The organism is Pseudomonas sp. o96-267, from assembly GCF_003935465.1.
Taxonomy (GTDB): domain Bacteria; phylum Pseudomonadota; class Gammaproteobacteria; order Pseudomonadales; family Pseudomonadaceae; genus Aquipseudomonas; species Aquipseudomonas sediminis.
Genome location: NZ_RHQP01000010.1, coordinates 22,978 through 38,856, shown reverse-complemented (window position 1 = coordinate 38,856; position 15,879 = coordinate 22,978). Strand labels below are relative to the sequence as shown.

Below are 15,879 nucleotides of genomic sequence, written 5' to 3'. Positions count from 1 at the left end.
ATGTCTAACAACATACGGAGAGCAAGCCATGTCATTTCGCAGAAAAACACTACTGGCCCTGGCCATCAGCACCGCAACGGGGGCACCACTGGCATTGGCCGATCAGGCCGAAAGCCAGGGTTTCATCGAAGACAGTCACCTGAAGTTCATGACTCGCAACATCTACTGGAATCACGACCGCCATGGCGGCGCTGCTGACCGGCGTGAATGGGGTCAGGGTTTTCGCCTCGACTACACGTCTGGCTACACCCAGGGCACCGTTGGTTTCGGCGTCGACCTGAGCGCCTATTCGGCGATCAAGCTCGATGGTGGTCGTGGATACTCCGGACAGGCGGGCGTACTGGTACCGGATGGCGAAGGTACCAAGGACGCAGCAGGCTCTGCAGGCGCCTCGGTGAAGATGCGCCTGTCCAACACCGAACTGCGTTATGGCAACAACCTGCGTCCTTACAACCCGGTTTTCGCACCGGCCGACGCGCGTCTGGTTCCAGGCACCGCTACCGGTTTCTGGCTGACCAGCTCAGAGTGGACAGGCCTGGACCTCGAAGCCGGACACATGACCGCCTCCAAGGACTTCAACAGCACCAACAGCAATGATGATTTCTACGCATCCTATGCCGGCGTCAGCACCGATACCGTGGACTTCGTCGGCGGCAACTACGCCATCACCGACAACCTCAGCGTCAGCCTCTATGGCTCGGAGTACAAGGACATCTGGCGTCAGTACTACGCCAACACCAACTACACCTACCCGCTAAGTGACGACCAGAGCCTGAACTTCGACTTCAACATCTATCGCTCGAATGACGAAGGCCGCAAGCTGGCCGGCGAGATCGGCGTCACCGCCTGGTCGTTCGCCGCCGCCTATACCGTCGGCGCGCACACCTTCAAGGTGACCCACCAGCGCATCAACGGCGACCAGCCGTTCGACTACCTGGGCATGGGCCCAGGCACCTTCCACGACTCCATCTACCTGGCGAACTCCTCGCAGCTGGTGGACTTCAACGGTCCGAACGAGCGTTCCTGGGGTCTGTTCTACGACCTCAACATGGCCAGCTATGGCGTGCCCGGCCTGACCTTCCACGCCCGCTACATCCGCGGTACCGACGTCGATGGCAGCAAGATGGACCCGAGCAGCCCCTATGCCTATTACGCGGACAGCGAAGACCACTGGGAACGCGATCTCGCCGTGGGCTATGTGGTGCAGAGCGGCCCGGCCAAGGACCTGTCCTTCAAGCTACGTCAGGCCACTCACCGCATCGGTAACGGCAAGTCCGACGTGTCCTCCGATCAGGTTCGCCTGATCATCGAGTTCCCGTACGAGATTTTCTGACCCTGTAAATGCACAAGCCCCGGCACTCAGGCCGGGGCTTGTGTACGCACCGCGTTGAATCAGAACTGCGCAGCGTCCAGCAGGTACAGCGATTCGCTACCTGCCTTGACCGATGCGCTCAGCGAGTGAATGCGCGGCAGCAGGCGGGCGAAGTAGAAGCGCGCAGTGCCCAGCTTGCTGGCGTAGAACTCGTCCTGCCCTTCCTTGCCGATCGCAGCACGTGCCATCAATGCCCACATGTAGGCATAGGCGGTGTAGCCGAACACGTGCAGATACTCGACCGAAGCAGCGCCGATTTCGTTGGGGTTGCCCTTGGCACGGTCCAGCACCCAGGCGGTCAGCTCATCGAGGTTCTGCACGGCAGCCGCCAGCGGCTTGGTGAACTCGGCGAGGTTGGCGTCAGCCGAGGCGACGAAGCCCTTGATCTCGTCGGCCAGGTGCTTGTAGAAGCTGCCGCCGCTGCCGACGATCTTGCGCCCCATCAGGTCCAGCGACTGGATACCGTTGGTGCCTTCGTAGATCTGGGTGATGCGGCAGTCACGCACCAGCTGCTCCTGGCCCCACTCGCGAATGAAGCCGTGGCCACCGAAGATCTGCTGACCATGCACGGTGGTTTCCAGCGCCATGTCGGTGAGGAACGCCTTGGCTACCGGCGTCAGCAGAGCGACCAGTTCGTCGGCGCGCTGGGCGGTGGCCTTGTCCTCGCTGTATTTGGCGGTGTCGAGCTGCATGGCAACGTAGCTGGAGAAGGCGCGACCGCCCTCGTTCAGCGCTTTCATGGTCAGCAGCATGCGACGCACGTCCGGATGCACGATGATCGGGTCGGCGGCTTTGTCCTTGGCCACCGGGCCGGTCGGCGCGCGGCTCTGAATACGCTCGCGGGCGTACTCGATGGCGCTCTGGTAGCTGCGCTCGCCCAGGGCCAGGCCCTGGATACCAACGCCCAGGCGCTCGTAGTTCATCATGGTGAACATGGCATTGAGGCCCTTGTTCACTTCACCGACCAGGTAACCGGTGGCACCGTCGAAGTTCATCACGCAGGTGGCCGAGGCCTTGATGCCCATCTTGTGCTCGATGGAGCCGCAACCCAGCGAGTTATTCTCTCCGAGGGAGCCGTCGGCATTGACCATCACCTTGGGCACGATGAACAGCGAGATGCCTTTCGGGCCAGCCGGTGCGTCCGGCAGCTTGGCCAGCACCAGATGGATGATGTTCTCGGTCAGGTCGTGCTCGCCACCAGTGATGAAGATCTTGGTACCGCTGATCTTGTAACTGCCGTCAGCCTGAGGTTCGGCCTTGGTGCGGATGATGCCCAGGTCGGTACCGGCATGCGGCTCGGTCAGGCACATGGAACCGGCCCAGACGCCGGCGTACATATTCGGCAGGTACTGCGCCTTCAGCTCTTCGCTGGCGTGGTTGAGGATCGACAGGCAGGCGCCGGCGGTCAGCATCGGATACAGACCAAAGGACAGGTTGGCCGAGTTGACCATCTCCTCGACCTGGGCGCCGATCACCTTGGGCATGCCCATGCCGCCGAACTCCGGCGAACCGCCAACACCGACCCAGCCACCCTCGGCGTAGGTCTGGTAGGCCTCGGGGAAACCGGCAGGGGTTTTCACCGCGCCGTTGTCCCAGGAGCAGCCCTCTTCGTCACCGCTACGGTTCAGCGGGGCGATGCTGCCCGCCGTGACCTTGCCAGCTTCTTCCAGGATGGCGCTGGCGGTCTCGGCATCGACCACCTCGGCCAGGGCCGGCAGCTCTGCCCAGAGCGTGGAGACGTCGAATACTTCATTGAGCACGAAGCGCATGTCGCGCAGGGGGGCTTTGTAATCGGCCATGACACATCCTCGAAAAACGGACTTACGTGAGAGGACCGAGTTTACTTGAACAACTTTATAGACACATAGGGTCTTTTTGTGACTATAAATTCACAAAAGGTCACCAAGTATCTGATTGACCAAGGGCGAGGAAAAAACCTGCTGACCGCTCGTCTGCCAGCGCCGCTATTCGCGTCCGGCGGCCAGCTTAACGGCGCCGCGACGCTGACCGGCGCTACGGATGCAATTGCGCCCGGCGGCCTTGGCGCTGTACAGCGCCTTGTCCGCCTCCTTGATCACTTCCTGCGGAGTGCGCTGCTCGGCCTGACGCTCGGCGACGCCCATGCTCACGGTCACCGATACCTCGCTGGCGGTCTTGCCGGCCCGACGCTGCTTGCCTTCACGATCATCGCGCGGCCGGCTTTGCGAGTCGCGCAGTTGCATGCGGTACTGCTCGATGCCTATACGCACCGCTTCCATGTGCGGCATGCATTGCTCCACGGTCTTGCCAGGAAACAGCAAGGTGAACTCCTCACCGCCATAGCGGTAGGCCTTGCCACCGCCACCGACCTTGCGCATCTGGCTGGCGACCAGACGCAACACCTGATCCCCCACATCATGGCCGTGGGTATCGTTGAATTTCTTGAAGTGATCGACATCGACCATGGCAATCACGTAATCACGCCCCAGGCGCTGCAGACGCTCGTTGAGCGCGCGCCGTCCCGGCAGCCCGGTGAGCTCGTCACGAAAGGCCATCTGGTAGGCCTCGTGCGCTACCGCCGCGACCAGCATGAGCATCACCATGCTGATCATCACCTGCAGCGCATTGGCCAGGATGAACACCTGCGGCAGCATCCACAGCAAACCGATCAACCCCACCAGTTGCGCGGCATGCAGCGGCCTTGGCCGACGCAGGTACTGCACCAGCAGGGCGATGAAGGCGACCAGGAACGCCACGTAAACCAACTGCGCCAGGCTCATCCAGGCGCCATGCAACGATGGCCAGTGAATCTTAGCCAACCAGTCGGCAATACCCTGCGGATAACGGTGCGCCAAACCAAAGGCCACCGCGCTGACTGCCAGCAAGATCAGGGCGCGGGCGAACATGTCCTGCAGCAGGTGCGAACGCTCCTCCCAGCAGCCGTAGAGGGCATAGAGCAGTGGTAGCAACAGGCAGATCAGATGGAAGACCAGAACCGCATCGTCGCGGATCTGGCCATTGTCACGAAAGTGATCGACCTGGATATCCAGCAGGAAGTAGCCGACATACAGCACCAGCAGCAGGAAAATTTCCCGCTGACGGCCATAGACCAGACAGAACGCGCCGCCGAGCAGCAACAGCAACGTCGGCAATACATTGAACAGGGAGATGAAGAACTCGCTCAGCACCGGCAAGCGTGCAGCCACCAACCCGCCGACCAGCAAGGGCAACGACGAATAGAAGTGACTGAGGCGCAAATTGGCCAGACGGATCACGCTGACATCCTGAGCGAGAGATGGAGGCATTCTGCCTGCTTCGACTCTTGAAAACAGCGACAGGATGCGACATTCCCTTCAGTGTCCAGCGCAAAAACGACAACGCCGCCCCAGGGGGCGGCGTTGTGGTTCAACCGATCAGGTCTTAGAAGCCGAGCGCGAAGTGCTCTTCATCCATTTCCATCAGGTTGCTGGCGCCCGACAGCATGGCTTCGACATGCGTGCGGGTACGCGGCAGGATGCGCGCGAAGTAGAAGCGAGCGGTCTGCAGCTTGGCTTTGTAGAAAGCCTCGTCGCCAGTACCGGCAGCCAGCTTCTCGGCAGCCAGGCGCGCCATGTCGGCCCAGAAGTAGGCCAGGCAGGCGTAGCCAGAGTACATCAGGTAGTCCACGGAGGCGGCACCGACTTCTTCGCGATCTTTCATCGCAGCCATGCCGACTTTCATGGTGATGTCGCCCCACTCCTTGTTCAGCTTGGCCAGCGGCTCGACGAATTCCTTGACGGAATCGTTGCCTTCGTTGGCCTGGCAGAACTTGTGGACGATCTTGGTGAAGTTCTTCAGGGCACCGCCCTGGGTCATCAACACCTTGCGGCCCAGCAGGTCGAGCGCCTGAACGCCGGTGGTGCCTTCGTACATCATGGAGATGCGGCAGTCACGCAGGTTCTGCTCCATGCCCCACTCGCTGATGAAGCCGTGGCCACCATAGATCTGCATGCCGTGAGAAGCGGACTCGAAGCCCACTTCGGTCATGAAGGCCTTGGCGATCGGGGTCAGGAAAGCCAGCAGTTCGTCGGCAGCTTTCTTCTCTTCTTCGTCCTGGCTGTGCTGAACGATGTCCACCTGCTTGGCGGTGAAGTAGACCATGGCGCGGTTGCCTTCGGCGAACGCCTTCATGGTCAGCAGCATGCGGCGTACGTCCGGGTGCACGATGATCGGGTCAGCGGCTTTTTCCGGCGCTTTCGGGCCAGTCAGCGAACGCATCTGCAGACGCTCGCGAGCGTACTTGATGCCACCCTGGAAGCCGACTTCGGCGTGGGCCAGGCCTTGCAGCGCGGTACCCAGGCGAGCGGTGTTCATGAAGGTGAACATGCAGTTCAGGCCCTTGTTGGCCGGGCCAATCAGGTAGCCAGTGGCGCCGTCGAAGTTCATCACGCAGGTGGCGTTACCGTGGATGCCCATCTTGTGCTCGATGGAGCCACAGGAAACGGCGTTGCGCTCGCCTACGCCGCCTTCGGCATTGGGCAGGAACTTCGGCACGATGAACAGCGAGATACCCTTGGTACCGGCCGGCGCATCGGGCAGACGGGCCAGAACGATATGGACGATGTTATCGGCCATGTCGTGCTCACCCGCGGAGATGAAGATCTTGGTACCGGAGACTTTGTAGCTGCCGTCGGCCTGCGGTTCGGCCTTGGTGCGCAGCATGCCCAGATCGGTACCGCAATGCGGCTCGGTCAGGCACATGGTGCCGGTCCACTCGCCGGAAACCAGTTTGGTCAGGTAGGTGTGCTTCTGCTCGTCGGTGCCGTGAGCGCTCAGGGTGTTCATCGCGCCGTGGGAAAGGCCCGGGTACATGCCCCAGGACCAGTTGGCCGAACCGACCATCTCGCTGACAGCCAGACCGAGCGACTCAGGCAGACCTTGGCCGCCATGCTCGACGTCATGCGCCAGGCTCGGCCAGCCGCCTTCAACGAACTGCTGATAGGCCTCTTTGAAGCCAGTCGGGGTTTTCACACCGGATTCGCTCCAGGTGCAGCCCTCGGTGTCACCCACACGGTTCAGCGGAGCCAGAACCTGCTCGCAGAACTTGGCGCCTTCTTCGAGGATGGCGTCGACCATGTCTGGAGTGGCGTCCTGGCAGCCAGGCAGGCTCTGGTAGTGCGCTTCATAACCCAGCAGTTCGTCGCGAACGAAACGAATGTCACGCAAGGGGGCCTTGTAGTCAGGCATAACGGTAAACCTCTGCGGTGGATTCCTAGTAGTTGGGGTGACCGTCTTGGCGGTCGCTCTCGGGATCACTCCCGGCTGCCTGGCCACGAGGCTGCGGCCGAAGCAATCAAACAGGCGTTTGAAACATACGTTTACGCCACCCCCTTGTCAAGCGCTGCCAATCGGCCGACTACGCGACCAGATCGATGCGGGGCTCCGGCGCAGGCAATTCACCCAGTCGCCGATACAGATCAAGATTAGGCGCTGGCGGCGAAGCCTGCTGCGACTGCTCGGCCGACGGCTCATCGGCGGGTCGAGCCGTGTCATCCGGCTTGCCCTCCGCGTCGGTACCGCTGGCCTCGTCACGCCGCAACTCGGCCAGTTCGACGCGTGCCTGCGCCGCTTGCGCCTGGGCCAGAGCGGCTACGCGCAAGTCCTGCGGGGAAGGTTCGATGGGCGCGAGCGCTGCGCGCAGGACGATTTCCATCTTGCGTAGCGTCGCTTCGGGGTCATTGGGAATGGGAGCGGTATCGATGCTGACTTCACCGGAAACAGCGTAACGCTGCCCATCGGGGCCACGCTTGAAACTGTAGGTCGGTGCTCCCGCGTATTGCCCGCCAACGGCAGCATGCGCCTGCTCGTGGGTACGGACCTCACGATCACGCTGCACGAGGTCGGCGATTTCCAGCTGTTGCTGGCGCTGCTCCTGAGGGCTTGGCTCGGATTTTTCTGCGCGGTTCGATGGGTTGGCCTCGCGATCCGCTTCCTCTCGACCGGATGCCGCGGAGTCGGCTTGCTGCTCCTGCGGCGCCGCAACAGGTGCCTGATCGGCACGGGCAATATCAGGGGAAACGTCGGACGACAGAGGCCTTGCCGAACTGACGGACGGCGCGGGAGTGAACGGTGGCAGGCTGCTGCCAATCTGCATGATCGCCCTCCTGCCCCGCTGCTGGCCGCATCCACGCGGCCGGGGTGAGACGACTTAAGCGCGGGTATCGATCAGGGTGCCCAGCACCTCGTCGGCGGTGTCGACGACACGTGCATTGGCGCGCACTTCGTTTTCACCGACACGCAGCGCCACGAGGCTTTCGGTCAAGTCAGGGCGGTTACGCTCGGATACCTGCGAACTCGGATTGACCTGGTTTTGCGGTGGGGTCTGAGTCGTCTGCTGCGACGGGTTGATGGTGTTGCTGGCGATATCACCGGCGGCCTGTTCGACACGGCGTTGCCCGGCCTGAATACCGTTCAAACCCGAATTGAATGCGTTGGCGGAGATTTCCATCGGCAGCCCCCTGAGGGATGTAGAACCTGATAACAGGTATTGAAGCAGAAATCGGCTAAAAAACGTACAGGCAAAAGGCTATGGTCAGTTTGCTGTTTATTACCAGTCAGCCAGCAACTCCAGTTTGAGGTGTTCCGCCACCGCAGCGGCCGTCACCTTGCCTAGGTGTGGCACACGCCCCAGGCAAGGCGCTGGTAGGCGCTCGGTGAGGGTGGCGAGGTTTTCCTCCAGACGTGAGGTCTTCGGCTCGACGATATTGGCCACCCAGCCGGCCAGCTTCAGCCCATCACGCTCGATCGCCTCTGCGCTCAGCAGCGCGTGGTTGATACAACCCAGGCGTACACCCACCACCAGAATCACCGGGATAGCCAATGCCACGGCCAGGTCCGACAGGTTTTCCTCACCGGCCAGCGGTACGCGCCAGCCGCCTGCGCCCTCCACCAGCGAGAAATCCGCGCCCCTGGCCAGGATCGCCTGCACCGGCGGCAGCAGGCTGGCGACATCCAGTTTGATGCCCACTTCGCGAGCGGCCAGGTGCGGGGCAATGGCCGGCTCGAAGGCCAGCGGGTTGACCTCTTCATAGTGCAGCGGCAATGAACACTGGGCGAGCAAGGCCAGCGCGTCGTCGTTGCGCAGCCCATCGGCGGTTCGCACGCAACCGGAAGCGACCGGCTTGGCCGCTGCGGTGCTCAGGCCCTGCTGACGCGCCGCATGGAGCAGGCCAGCGGCGATAGTCGTCTTGCCGATTTCGGTATCCGTGCCGGTGACGAAGTAGGCTTGGGTCATCTGATCCTCGTGGGAGCGAGCTCTGCTCGCGAAGCGGGTTGACGAGCGAGGTTCGTGCCTAGGAAGGCTTCTGCAGCACGCCGTACACCACCTGATAGGTGGCTGGCAGTCCCTGCGGCTGACGGAAGTGCTCGTAAGCCTCGATCAGTGCACGAATGCGCGAGCGCCCCGTCAGCCCACCCGGACGCCCCGGGTTGAGATTGTGCGCACCGAGGTCCTTGAGCGAGGTGGTCAGGCTGCGCAGATCGGGAAAGTGCAGAACCTCCGCCTCGCGTTGCAGCGCCAGCACCTGCAGGCCACTGACCTTGCACATATGCTGATAGGCCTCGAAATGGCGGAAGCGATTGACGTGGACCAGGCCGTCGACCGCCAGCCAGCTGTCACGCAGTTCCTGCAGCGTACCCGCGCACAGGCTGGAAAACGCCAGCACGCCACCGGGGCGCAACACCCGCTGTGCTTCGCTCAGCACGCGCGGGAAATCGGCACACCATTGCAGCGCCAGGCTGGAGAACAGCAGATCGACGCTGGCGCTTTGCAGCGGTAGCGCTTCGGCATCGCCGGCAATGAAATGCGCAGCACCGCCCTGAGGCCTGGCGTGGCGCAACATACCCTCGGCGATATCCACCGCCAGGCCCTCGCTCGGTGCATAACGTTCGGCCAGGGCGCGGGTGAAATGGCCTGTGCCGCTGCCCAGGTCCAGCCACAGTCGCGGCTGTAGCGAAGCAGGCAAACGCGCCAGCAGCTGGTTGCCGACACTGCGTTGCAGCTCGGCCACCGAGTCGTAACTGGCTGCCGCACGGGAAAACGACGCGGCAACCTGACGCTTGTCCGGCAACGCCACATCTCCGTAGGGTGCACCGTGCGCACCAGAGAACTCATGAGGCGCCACACGCAGCTCAGACATCACTGGCCTCACGGATGAAATCGAGCATCAAGACCGCCAGGGTATCTGCCTGCTCGCGCACGAAGGCATGGCCGCACTCTTCCAGCACGTCCACCTCACCCGCTGGCAACAGCGCCAGCAGTGCGTCGCCTGCCGCTGCTGGCACCAGCGCATCCTGCTCGGCCAGCAGGTGCAATTGCGGCCCGTTATACGCGGCCAGCGCAGCGCGATTGTCCAGGCTCGCCAGTAGGCGCAGCCCGGCCAGCAGAGCGGACTCGTCGCTGGTCGACAGATGGCTTTGCAACTGCCGTGACAGGCCGCGCGCGTCAGCGCCACCCTGGGCACAGAGCATGGCGAAACGTTTGAGCGTAGCGCCGGCTTTCTCCTGGCAGCCCTCGTAGAAGGCTGCGTAGGTCTGTGCCGGCATGGCCGTCGGCCAGGTATCGCTGGCGACGAAACAGGCATTGCTGGCCAAGGTGATCAAGCCACGGCAGCGCTTGCCACGACGCGCAGCCAGGGCGGCGGCGAGCATACCGCCAAGTGACCAGCCGGCCAGCCAGCAATCATGCGGCAGACGCGTATCCAGCTCGTCGAGCCAGTCGGCAGCGGCCGCACTGCTCAGTCGCGGCAGGGCTGGCACCTGCACCTGCATATCGCCACCCAACGCCTTGGCCAGCGGTTGCAGCAAGGCGCCGTCCAGGCCCCAGCCCGGCAACAGAATCAGCGTCTCACGCATCGGTCTGCACCTGCGGCCAGCACTCGGCCAGAGCCTCGAGTAGCAGTTCGAGCTGCGCATCGCTGTGCGCAGCAGACAAGGTCACGCGTAAACGGGCGCTGCCAGCCGGTACGGTCGGTGGGCGAATCGCGCCGACCAGCAGGCCGCGATCCTTGAGCAGCGCAGACAGCTTGAGCGCACGCGCACTGTCGCCGACCAGAATCGGCTGAATCGGGGTGGGACTGTCCATCAGGCTCAGGCCGATCTCGGCGGCGCCCTGACGGAAGCGGGAGATCAACCGCTGCAAGTGTTCGCGACGCCAGCTTTCGCTGCGCAGAAGCTCCAGGCTCTTCAACGTGGCGCAGGCCACCGCCGGCGGTTGGCTGGTGGTGTAGATGTAGGGCCGGGCGAACTGAATCAGCGTCTCGATCAGCTCCTCGCTGCCGGCGACGAAGGCGCCAGCGGTACCAAAGGCCTTGCCCAGTGTGCCGACCAGCACCTGCACGTCATCCTGGCCCAGACCGAAGTGCTCGACGATACCGCCGCCGGTGGCGCCCAGCGGGCCGAAGCCATGGGCATCATCGACCATCACCCAGGCCTGAGCGGCACGCGCCTCGGCGCATAGGGCCGGTAGATCGGCCAGATCGCCGTCCATGCTGAACACGCCATCGGTGACCACCAGGCAGTTGCCAGTGACCTTGCGCAGGCGGTTGGCCAGGCTCACTGCGTCGTTGTGCAGGTAGCGAGAGAATCGCGCTCCGCAGAGCAGGCCGGCATCGAGTAGCGAGGCGTGGTTGAGACGATCCTGCAGTACGCTGTCGCCCTGCCCGAGCAAGGCGGTGACGACCGCCAGGTTGGCCATGTAACCGGTGGAGAACAGCAGCGCACGCGGCCTGCCGGTGAACGCGGCCAGGGCCTCCTCCAGCTCATGGTGCGGGGTGCTGTGGCCGATCACCAGATGCGATGCGCCGCCGCCGACGCCCCATTTTTCCGCGCCCTGCTGCATGGCGCGGATCACCTCGGGGTGGTTGGCCAGGCCTAGATAGTCATTGGAACAGAAGGCCAGTAGCTCCTGATCGTCCGCGCGCACCTGCGGCCCCTGCGGGGTCTGCAACAGCGGGCGTTGGCGGAACAGATCGGCGGCCTGGCGCTCGGCCAGGCGCGTAGCAAGATCGAAGCTCATGCACGTTTTCCGTAGGAGCGAGCGTCGCGAGCGAAAGACCAGGACAGGAGGTCATTCGCGAGCAGAGCTCGCTCCCACATAAAAGGAATCAGGCCGAAGCGGCGTTGTAGAACAGCTTGGAATCGCGCTGCTCGAACAGCGCCTGTTCGATGGCCGCCTGGTGCACCTCGTCGGCGTGCTCTTCGCGCTCCTCAGGCTTGATGCCGAGGCGCTTGAACAGGGCCATGTCCTTGTCCGCCTGCGGGTTGGCGGTGGTCAGCAGCTTCTCGCCGTAGAAAATCGAGTTGGCGCCCGCCATGAAGGCCAGGGCCTGCATCTGCTCGTTCATCGCCTCGCGGCCGGCAGACAGGCGCACGTGGGATTTCGGCATCATGATCCGTGCCACGGCCAAAGTGCGGATGAAGTCGAACGGGTCGACGTCCTTCTCCTCGGCCAGCGGCGTGCCCTTGACCTTGACCAGCATGTTGATCGGCACGCTTTCCGGGTGCTCCGGCAGGTTGGCCAGCTGGATCAGCAGCCCGGCGCGGTCATCCACCGACTCGCCCATGCCGAGGATGCCGCCCGAGCAGATCTTCATCCCGGCCTCGCGCACGTAAGCCAGGGTCTGCAGGCGCTCGCCGTAGGTGCGGGTAGTGATGATGCTGCCGTAGAACTCCGGCGAGGTGTCGAGGTTGTGGTTGTAGTAGTCCAGGCCTGCGTCAGCCAGCGCCTGGGTCTGCTCCTGATCGAGGCGACCAAGAGTCATGCAGGTTTCCAGGCCGAGCTTCTTCACGCCCTTCACCATTTCCAGCACGTAAGGCATGTCCTTGGCGGACGGATGCTTCCACGCGGCGCCCATGCAGAAACGCGTGGAGCCGATGGCCTTGGCCTCGGCGGCCGCCTCCAGGACCTTCTGCACTTCCATCAGCTTTTCCTTGTCCAGGCCGGTGTTGTAGTGGCCGGACTGCGGGCAGTACTTGCAGTCTTCCGGGCAGGCGCCGGTCTTGATCGACAGCAGGGTCGAGACCTGCACGCGATTCGGGTCGAAGTGCTGGCGATGGACACCCTGCGCCTGGAACAGCAGGTCGTTGAAAGGCTGCTCGAACAGCGCGCGAACCTCGGCGAGGCTCCAGTCGTGACGGGTGGTGATTGCAGCGGTTGCGCTCATCTGAGAAGTCCTTCGACGCTTGGTGGCATCTGTTGTCAGGCCCACACGGGGCATTCAGGCTTTGGCCATCATAAGTGGCGATTGGATGCTGTCAACCACGACAAAGACACAGGTTTACATATGGTCAATTAACAACCAATAGAACTTATGTCATGGCACAAGGCCAAATGCTTACCCCTCCCACAGGATGTTCTGCATGCAGGTTGAAGGTTTTTTTGAAGGGCTCGGCGAAGCGCTGGGTCGCGCCATCCGTTTCATCGTCGACATGTTGTCCGGCGTGCTAGGCGCCATGGCCGATGCCATCGACGACTTTCTCCAGGGTATGGCCAGGGCCATTGGCATGGACGTGTCGATCTTCAGCATCATCCTGCTGATCATCGGGCTGCTGTTCCTGTTCAGCGGCGCTCGTTCACTGCTGCGCGGCTCGATCATCGGCGGAGTGATCTGGCTGTTTCTCGGCCTGATCGTCATGGGCTGGCTCATCCGCTGACGCGAACTACACTTCTGGCACCACCGCTCATGGATGAGCCGCGATGCCAGCGTTCGACCCAACCCTCCTGCAACGCCTCCCCTGGCTGCGACCGCGCCGCCATTGCCAGCTTTGCGACGAAACCACCGATCACCCCACGCACGCGGTCTGCACGGCTTGCGAGGCCGAGTTGCCGTGGCTCGGTGCGCATTGCCAGATCTGTGCGGTGCCATTGCCGGCCCACGGCATGATCTGCGGCGCGTGCCAGAACAAGCCACCGAGTTTCAGCCGCGTGGAAGCGCCCTGGCGCTATGCCTTTCCCGTCGACAATCTGATCACCCGCTTCAAGCATCAGGCGCAATGGCCGTACGGCCGTCTGCTCGCCGAGCTGTTGGCCGAGCACCTGCACCACGCCTTCGATGAAGGATTGCCCCGCCCCCAGGCACTGTTGCCCGTCCCACTGGCCCGCAAGCGCCAGCGGCGACGCGGCTTCAATCAGGCGCAGATGCTCGCCGACTGGCTGAGCACCAGACTCGACCTGCCGGTAGAGCGTGACTGGCTCGAGCGCCGTGTCGATACGCCCGCACAGCAAGGGCTGGATGCCGCGACGCGCAAGCGCAATCTGCGTCAGGCCTTCAGCCTGGAACTGCAGGCCAAGGTGGCTGGCGCTCACCTGGCGCTGGTCGATGACGTGCTCACCACCGGCGCCACGGCGGGCGTGCTCGCCCACCTGCTGCGTCGCGCCGGCGCCCTGCGCGTCGATGTGTATTGCCTGGCCCGCACGCCAAGGCCGGGGGACGCCTGACTTGACGCGCTAGGCGCAGTCACGCACCTTGCCCGACATCCTTCCTGGCCACGCCTCAATCATGTCGCAGCTCGATCCCCTCGCCCAACTGCTCAGCCGCCGCCCGAAACGCCTGGCCCTGCTCGAGCAGATCGCCGAACAAGGCTCCATCACCCGCGCCGCCAAAGCCGCCGGGCTGAGCTACAAGGCCGCCTGGGACGCCATCGACGAGTTGAACAACCTCTCGGAGCAGCCCCTGGTCAGCCGCAACGTCGGCGGCAAAGGCGGCGGCGGTGCACGCCTGACACCCGCTGGCGAACGTCTGCTGGCACTGCAACAACGCCTGCAGGCGCTGCAGGTGCAACTGCTGCAGGCCGCCGGTGACGACGCCGACCTGGCGCTGCTCGACCGCCTGATGCTGCGCACCAGTGCGCGTAACCAGCTCACCGGCCGCGTGCGCGCGATTCACGCCCACGGCCACAACGACCTGATCGATATCGAACTGCCCGGCGGCAGCCGCCTGCAAGCGCAGATCACCCATGACAGCACCGAGAACCTGCAACTGAGCGAAGGCAGCGGCGTGGTCGCCCTGATCAAGGCTGGCTGGCTGGAACTGCAGCCACTCGATGCACCGCCAGCAGAACAGCACAATGCTCTCGAAGGCCGTATCGAACAGATTCTGCCGGCCAGCGACGGCCCCAGCGACGTGCGCATCAGCCTGCCTAATGGTCAGACCTTGTGCGCCCTGCTCGAATCCGCTCGCCTGGCCGAGCTGGGCCTGCGCGTCGGCGACCCGGTGCGCGCACAGTTCGCCGCCAGCCAGGTGCTGCTCGGTACGCAACTGTAGGGCGGCTGCAACTCGCTAATAACGCCAACGGCGGGTTACACCCGCCCTAGGTTCAGCGCAAGCCGGTAGACTGGGCGCCCACTCACGCGGAGCCGTTCATGAGCCATCCCTTTTCCACCCTCACCCCGGATCTGGTGCTCGATGCCGTGGAGAGCCTTGGCTACCTCAGCGACGCCCGCGTATTGGCACTCAACAGCTACGAGAACCGCGTCTATCAAGTCGGCATCGAGGACGAAACACCGCTGATCGCCAAGTTCTATCGCCCGGATCGCTGGAGCGATGCGGCAATCCGCGAGGAGCACAGTTTCAGCGCCGAGCTGGCCGAGCACGAGGTCCCGGTGGTGGCGCCCCTGGCGCGCGATGGCGAGACACTGTTCGAGCACGGCGGCTTCCGCTTCGCCCTATTCCCGCGCCGGGGCGGCCGCGCGCCAGAGCCGGGCAACCTGGATCAGCTGTACCGCCTTGGCCAGCTGCTCGGACGCATGCATGCCATCGGCGCCAGCCGTCCTTTCGCTCATCGCGAAACCCTGGCGGTGGACAACTTCGGCCATGCAGCCCTGGCGTCTCTACTCGATGGCGGCTTCGTGCCGCGCAGCCTGCTGCCGGCCTACGAGTCGGTAGCGCGCGATCTGCTCGCCCGCCTCGATGAACTGTTCGCCCGCGTGCGCTATACGCCGATTCGCCTGCACGGCGACTGCCACCCAGGCAACCTGCTGCACCGCGACGACGCCTTCCATGTCGTCGACCTCGACGACTGCCGCATGGGCCCGGCTGTGCAGGACCTGTGGATGATGCTGGCCGGCGAACGTCATGAACGCCTTGGCCAGTTGGCCGAGCTGGTCGACGGCTACCAGGAATTCCACGACTTCGCCGCCCGCGAGCTGCCGCTGATCGAAGGCCTGCGCGCCCTGCGTCTGATGCATCACAGCGCCTGGATCGCCCGCCGCTGGGACGACCCGGCCTTCCCCCTGGCCTTCCCCTGGTTTGCCGGCGAGCGCTACTGGGGCGACCAGATTCTCGCCCTGCGCGAACAGATGGCCGCACTGGATGAAGAGCCGCTGCGACTGTTCTGAGCCGATGCAATCCGGGAGCGCAGTTCCCGGATTGCATCCGGGCTACGCACCGACCGCGCCACGTCCTCGCACCCATACAGTTGCGCGCACCGCGTAAAGTTTGCCTTACGACTTTGCCGGCGTTTCGGTATACATAAAAAGCTGAACGAACAGA

General features: G+C 63.6%; 15 protein-coding genes. 5 read left to right on the top strand and 10 right to left on the bottom strand.

Annotation, left to right across the window (positions count from 1 at the left end):
* The first annotated feature begins 28 nt into the window (after positions 1-28).
* On the top strand, positions 29-1,333 hold the full coding sequence (locus EGJ86_RS08950; protein WP_125834839.1) for an OprD family porin: 1,305 nt from the start codon (positions 29-31) through the stop codon (positions 1,331-1,333).
* Positions 1,334-1,392: 59 nt separating this feature from the next.
* Here EGJ86_RS08950 and EGJ86_RS08945 read toward each other — a convergent pair whose 3' ends face one another.
* From EGJ86_RS08945 to bioB, 10 genes are all read right to left on the bottom strand, one after another.
* Positions 1,393-3,171, bottom strand: a complete 1,779-nt coding sequence (locus tag EGJ86_RS08945) for an acyl-CoA dehydrogenase C-terminal domain-containing protein (RefSeq protein WP_125834838.1) — start codon at positions 3,169-3,171, stop codon at positions 1,393-1,395.
* 165 nt (positions 3,172-3,336) lie between these two features.
* Positions 3,337-4,656 carry a GGDEF domain-containing protein gene (locus EGJ86_RS08940; RefSeq protein WP_372237964.1) on the bottom strand — a complete coding sequence of 440 codons (1,320 nt, stop codon included), beginning with the start codon at positions 4,654-4,656 and terminating at the stop codon, positions 3,337-3,339.
* A gap of 115 nt (positions 4,657-4,771) precedes the next feature.
* Positions 4,772-6,577, bottom strand: a complete 1,806-nt coding sequence (locus tag EGJ86_RS08935) for a phenylacyl-CoA dehydrogenase (protein ID WP_099525876.1) — start codon at positions 6,575-6,577, stop codon at positions 4,772-4,774.
* Positions 6,578-6,746: 169 nt separating this feature from the next.
* Complete coding sequence (locus tag EGJ86_RS08930; RefSeq protein ID WP_125834837.1) at positions 6,747-7,484, bottom strand: putative metalloprotease CJM1_0395 family protein; 738 nt, start codon at positions 7,482-7,484, stop codon at positions 6,747-6,749.
* 54 nt (positions 7,485-7,538) lie between these two features.
* Entirely contained in the window at positions 7,539-7,838 is a 300-nt protein-coding gene (locus EGJ86_RS08925) for a hypothetical protein (RefSeq protein ID WP_099525878.1), read from the bottom strand.
* A 99-nt stretch (positions 7,839-7,937) separates the two neighbouring features.
* The gene (bioD, locus tag EGJ86_RS08920; protein ID WP_125834836.1) at positions 7,938-8,624 is read right to left on the bottom strand and encodes a dethiobiotin synthase; all 687 of its coding nucleotides are present in this window, start codon (positions 8,622-8,624) and stop codon (positions 7,938-7,940) included.
* A gap of 58 nt (positions 8,625-8,682) precedes the next feature.
* Positions 8,683-9,528 carry a malonyl-ACP O-methyltransferase BioC gene (gene bioC, locus EGJ86_RS08915; RefSeq protein WP_256672393.1) on the bottom strand — a complete coding sequence of 282 codons (846 nt, stop codon included), beginning with the start codon at positions 9,526-9,528 and terminating at the stop codon, positions 8,683-8,685.
* Complete coding sequence (locus EGJ86_RS08910) at positions 9,521-10,243, bottom strand: alpha/beta fold hydrolase (protein ID WP_125834835.1); 723 nt, start codon at positions 10,241-10,243, stop codon at positions 9,521-9,523. Before EGJ86_RS08910 ends, bioC begins: the two co-directional genes overlap by 8 nt.
* Complete coding sequence (bioF, locus tag EGJ86_RS08905) at positions 10,236-11,405, bottom strand: 8-amino-7-oxononanoate synthase (protein WP_125834834.1); 1,170 nt, start codon at positions 11,403-11,405, stop codon at positions 10,236-10,238. The genes EGJ86_RS08910 and bioF overlap by 8 nt, the downstream gene beginning before the upstream one ends.
* Before the next feature lie 88 nt (positions 11,406-11,493).
* Positions 11,494-12,552 carry a biotin synthase BioB gene (bioB, locus tag EGJ86_RS08900; RefSeq protein WP_125834833.1) on the bottom strand — a complete coding sequence of 353 codons (1,059 nt, stop codon included), beginning with the start codon at positions 12,550-12,552 and terminating at the stop codon, positions 11,494-11,496.
* A 196-nt stretch (positions 12,553-12,748) separates the two neighbouring features.
* On the opposite strand from bioB, the gene EGJ86_RS08895 reads away from it, so the two are divergent.
* The 4 genes from EGJ86_RS08895 to EGJ86_RS08880 all read left to right on the top strand — a co-directional run bounded on the left by EGJ86_RS08895 (position 12,749) and on the right by EGJ86_RS08880 (position 15,725).
* Complete coding sequence (locus EGJ86_RS08895; RefSeq protein ID WP_017675774.1) at positions 12,749-13,042, top strand: hypothetical protein; 294 nt, start codon at positions 12,749-12,751, stop codon at positions 13,040-13,042.
* A gap of 43 nt (positions 13,043-13,085) precedes the next feature.
* A complete protein-coding gene (locus tag EGJ86_RS08890; protein WP_125834832.1) occupies positions 13,086-13,826 on the top strand; it encodes a ComF family protein in 741 nt (246 codons plus the stop codon).
* 61 nt (positions 13,827-13,887) lie between these two features.
* Positions 13,888-14,652, top strand: a complete 765-nt coding sequence (locus EGJ86_RS08885; RefSeq protein ID WP_125834831.1) for a TOBE domain-containing protein — start codon at positions 13,888-13,890, stop codon at positions 14,650-14,652.
* A 98-nt stretch (positions 14,653-14,750) separates the two neighbouring features.
* Positions 14,751-15,725 (top strand): serine/threonine protein kinase, encoded by a 975-nt coding sequence (locus EGJ86_RS08880; protein WP_125834830.1) that lies wholly within the window; start codon positions 14,751-14,753, stop codon positions 15,723-15,725.
* The last annotated feature ends 154 nt before the right edge of the window (positions 15,726-15,879 follow it).

Bases quoted from the DNA above. Each gene is read 5' to 3' on its own strand.
- EGJ86_RS08950 (WP_125834839.1), top strand. From the start codon at position 29: ATGTCATTTCGCAGAAAAACACTACTGGCCCTGGCCATCAGCACCGCA.
- EGJ86_RS08945 (WP_125834838.1), bottom strand. From the start codon at position 3,171: ATGGCCGATTACAAAGCCCCCCTGCGCGACATGCGCTTCGTGCTCAAT.
- EGJ86_RS08940 (WP_372237964.1), bottom strand. From the start codon at position 4,656: ATGCCTCCATCTCTCGCTCAGGATGTCAGCGTGATCCGTCTGGCCAAT.
- EGJ86_RS08935 (WP_099525876.1), bottom strand. From the start codon at position 6,577: ATGCCTGACTACAAGGCCCCCTTGCGTGACATTCGTTTCGTTCGCGAC.
- EGJ86_RS08930 (WP_125834837.1), bottom strand. From the start codon at position 7,484: ATGCAGATTGGCAGCAGCCTGCCACCGTTCACTCCCGCGCCGTCCGTC.
- EGJ86_RS08925 (WP_099525878.1), bottom strand. From the start codon at position 7,838: ATGGAAATCTCCGCCAACGCATTCAATTCGGGTTTGAACGGTATTCAG.
- bioD (WP_125834836.1), bottom strand. From the start codon at position 8,624: ATGACCCAAGCCTACTTCGTCACCGGCACGGATACCGAAATCGGCAAG.
- bioC (WP_256672393.1), bottom strand. From the start codon at position 9,528: ATGTCTGAGCTGCGTGTGGCGCCTCATGAGTTCTCTGGTGCGCACGGT.
- EGJ86_RS08910 (WP_125834835.1), bottom strand. From the start codon at position 10,243: ATGCGTGAGACGCTGATTCTGTTGCCGGGCTGGGGCCTGGACGGCGCC.
- bioF (WP_125834834.1), bottom strand. From the start codon at position 11,405: ATGAGCTTCGATCTTGCTACGCGCCTGGCCGAGCGCCAGGCCGCCGAT.
- bioB (WP_125834833.1), bottom strand. From the start codon at position 12,552: ATGAGCGCAACCGCTGCAATCACCACCCGTCACGACTGGAGCCTCGCC.
- EGJ86_RS08895 (WP_017675774.1), top strand. From the start codon at position 12,749: ATGCAGGTTGAAGGTTTTTTTGAAGGGCTCGGCGAAGCGCTGGGTCGC.
- EGJ86_RS08890 (WP_125834832.1), top strand. From the start codon at position 13,086: ATGCCAGCGTTCGACCCAACCCTCCTGCAACGCCTCCCCTGGCTGCGA.
- EGJ86_RS08885 (WP_125834831.1), top strand. From the start codon at position 13,888: ATGTCGCAGCTCGATCCCCTCGCCCAACTGCTCAGCCGCCGCCCGAAA.
- EGJ86_RS08880 (WP_125834830.1), top strand. From the start codon at position 14,751: ATGAGCCATCCCTTTTCCACCCTCACCCCGGATCTGGTGCTCGATGCC.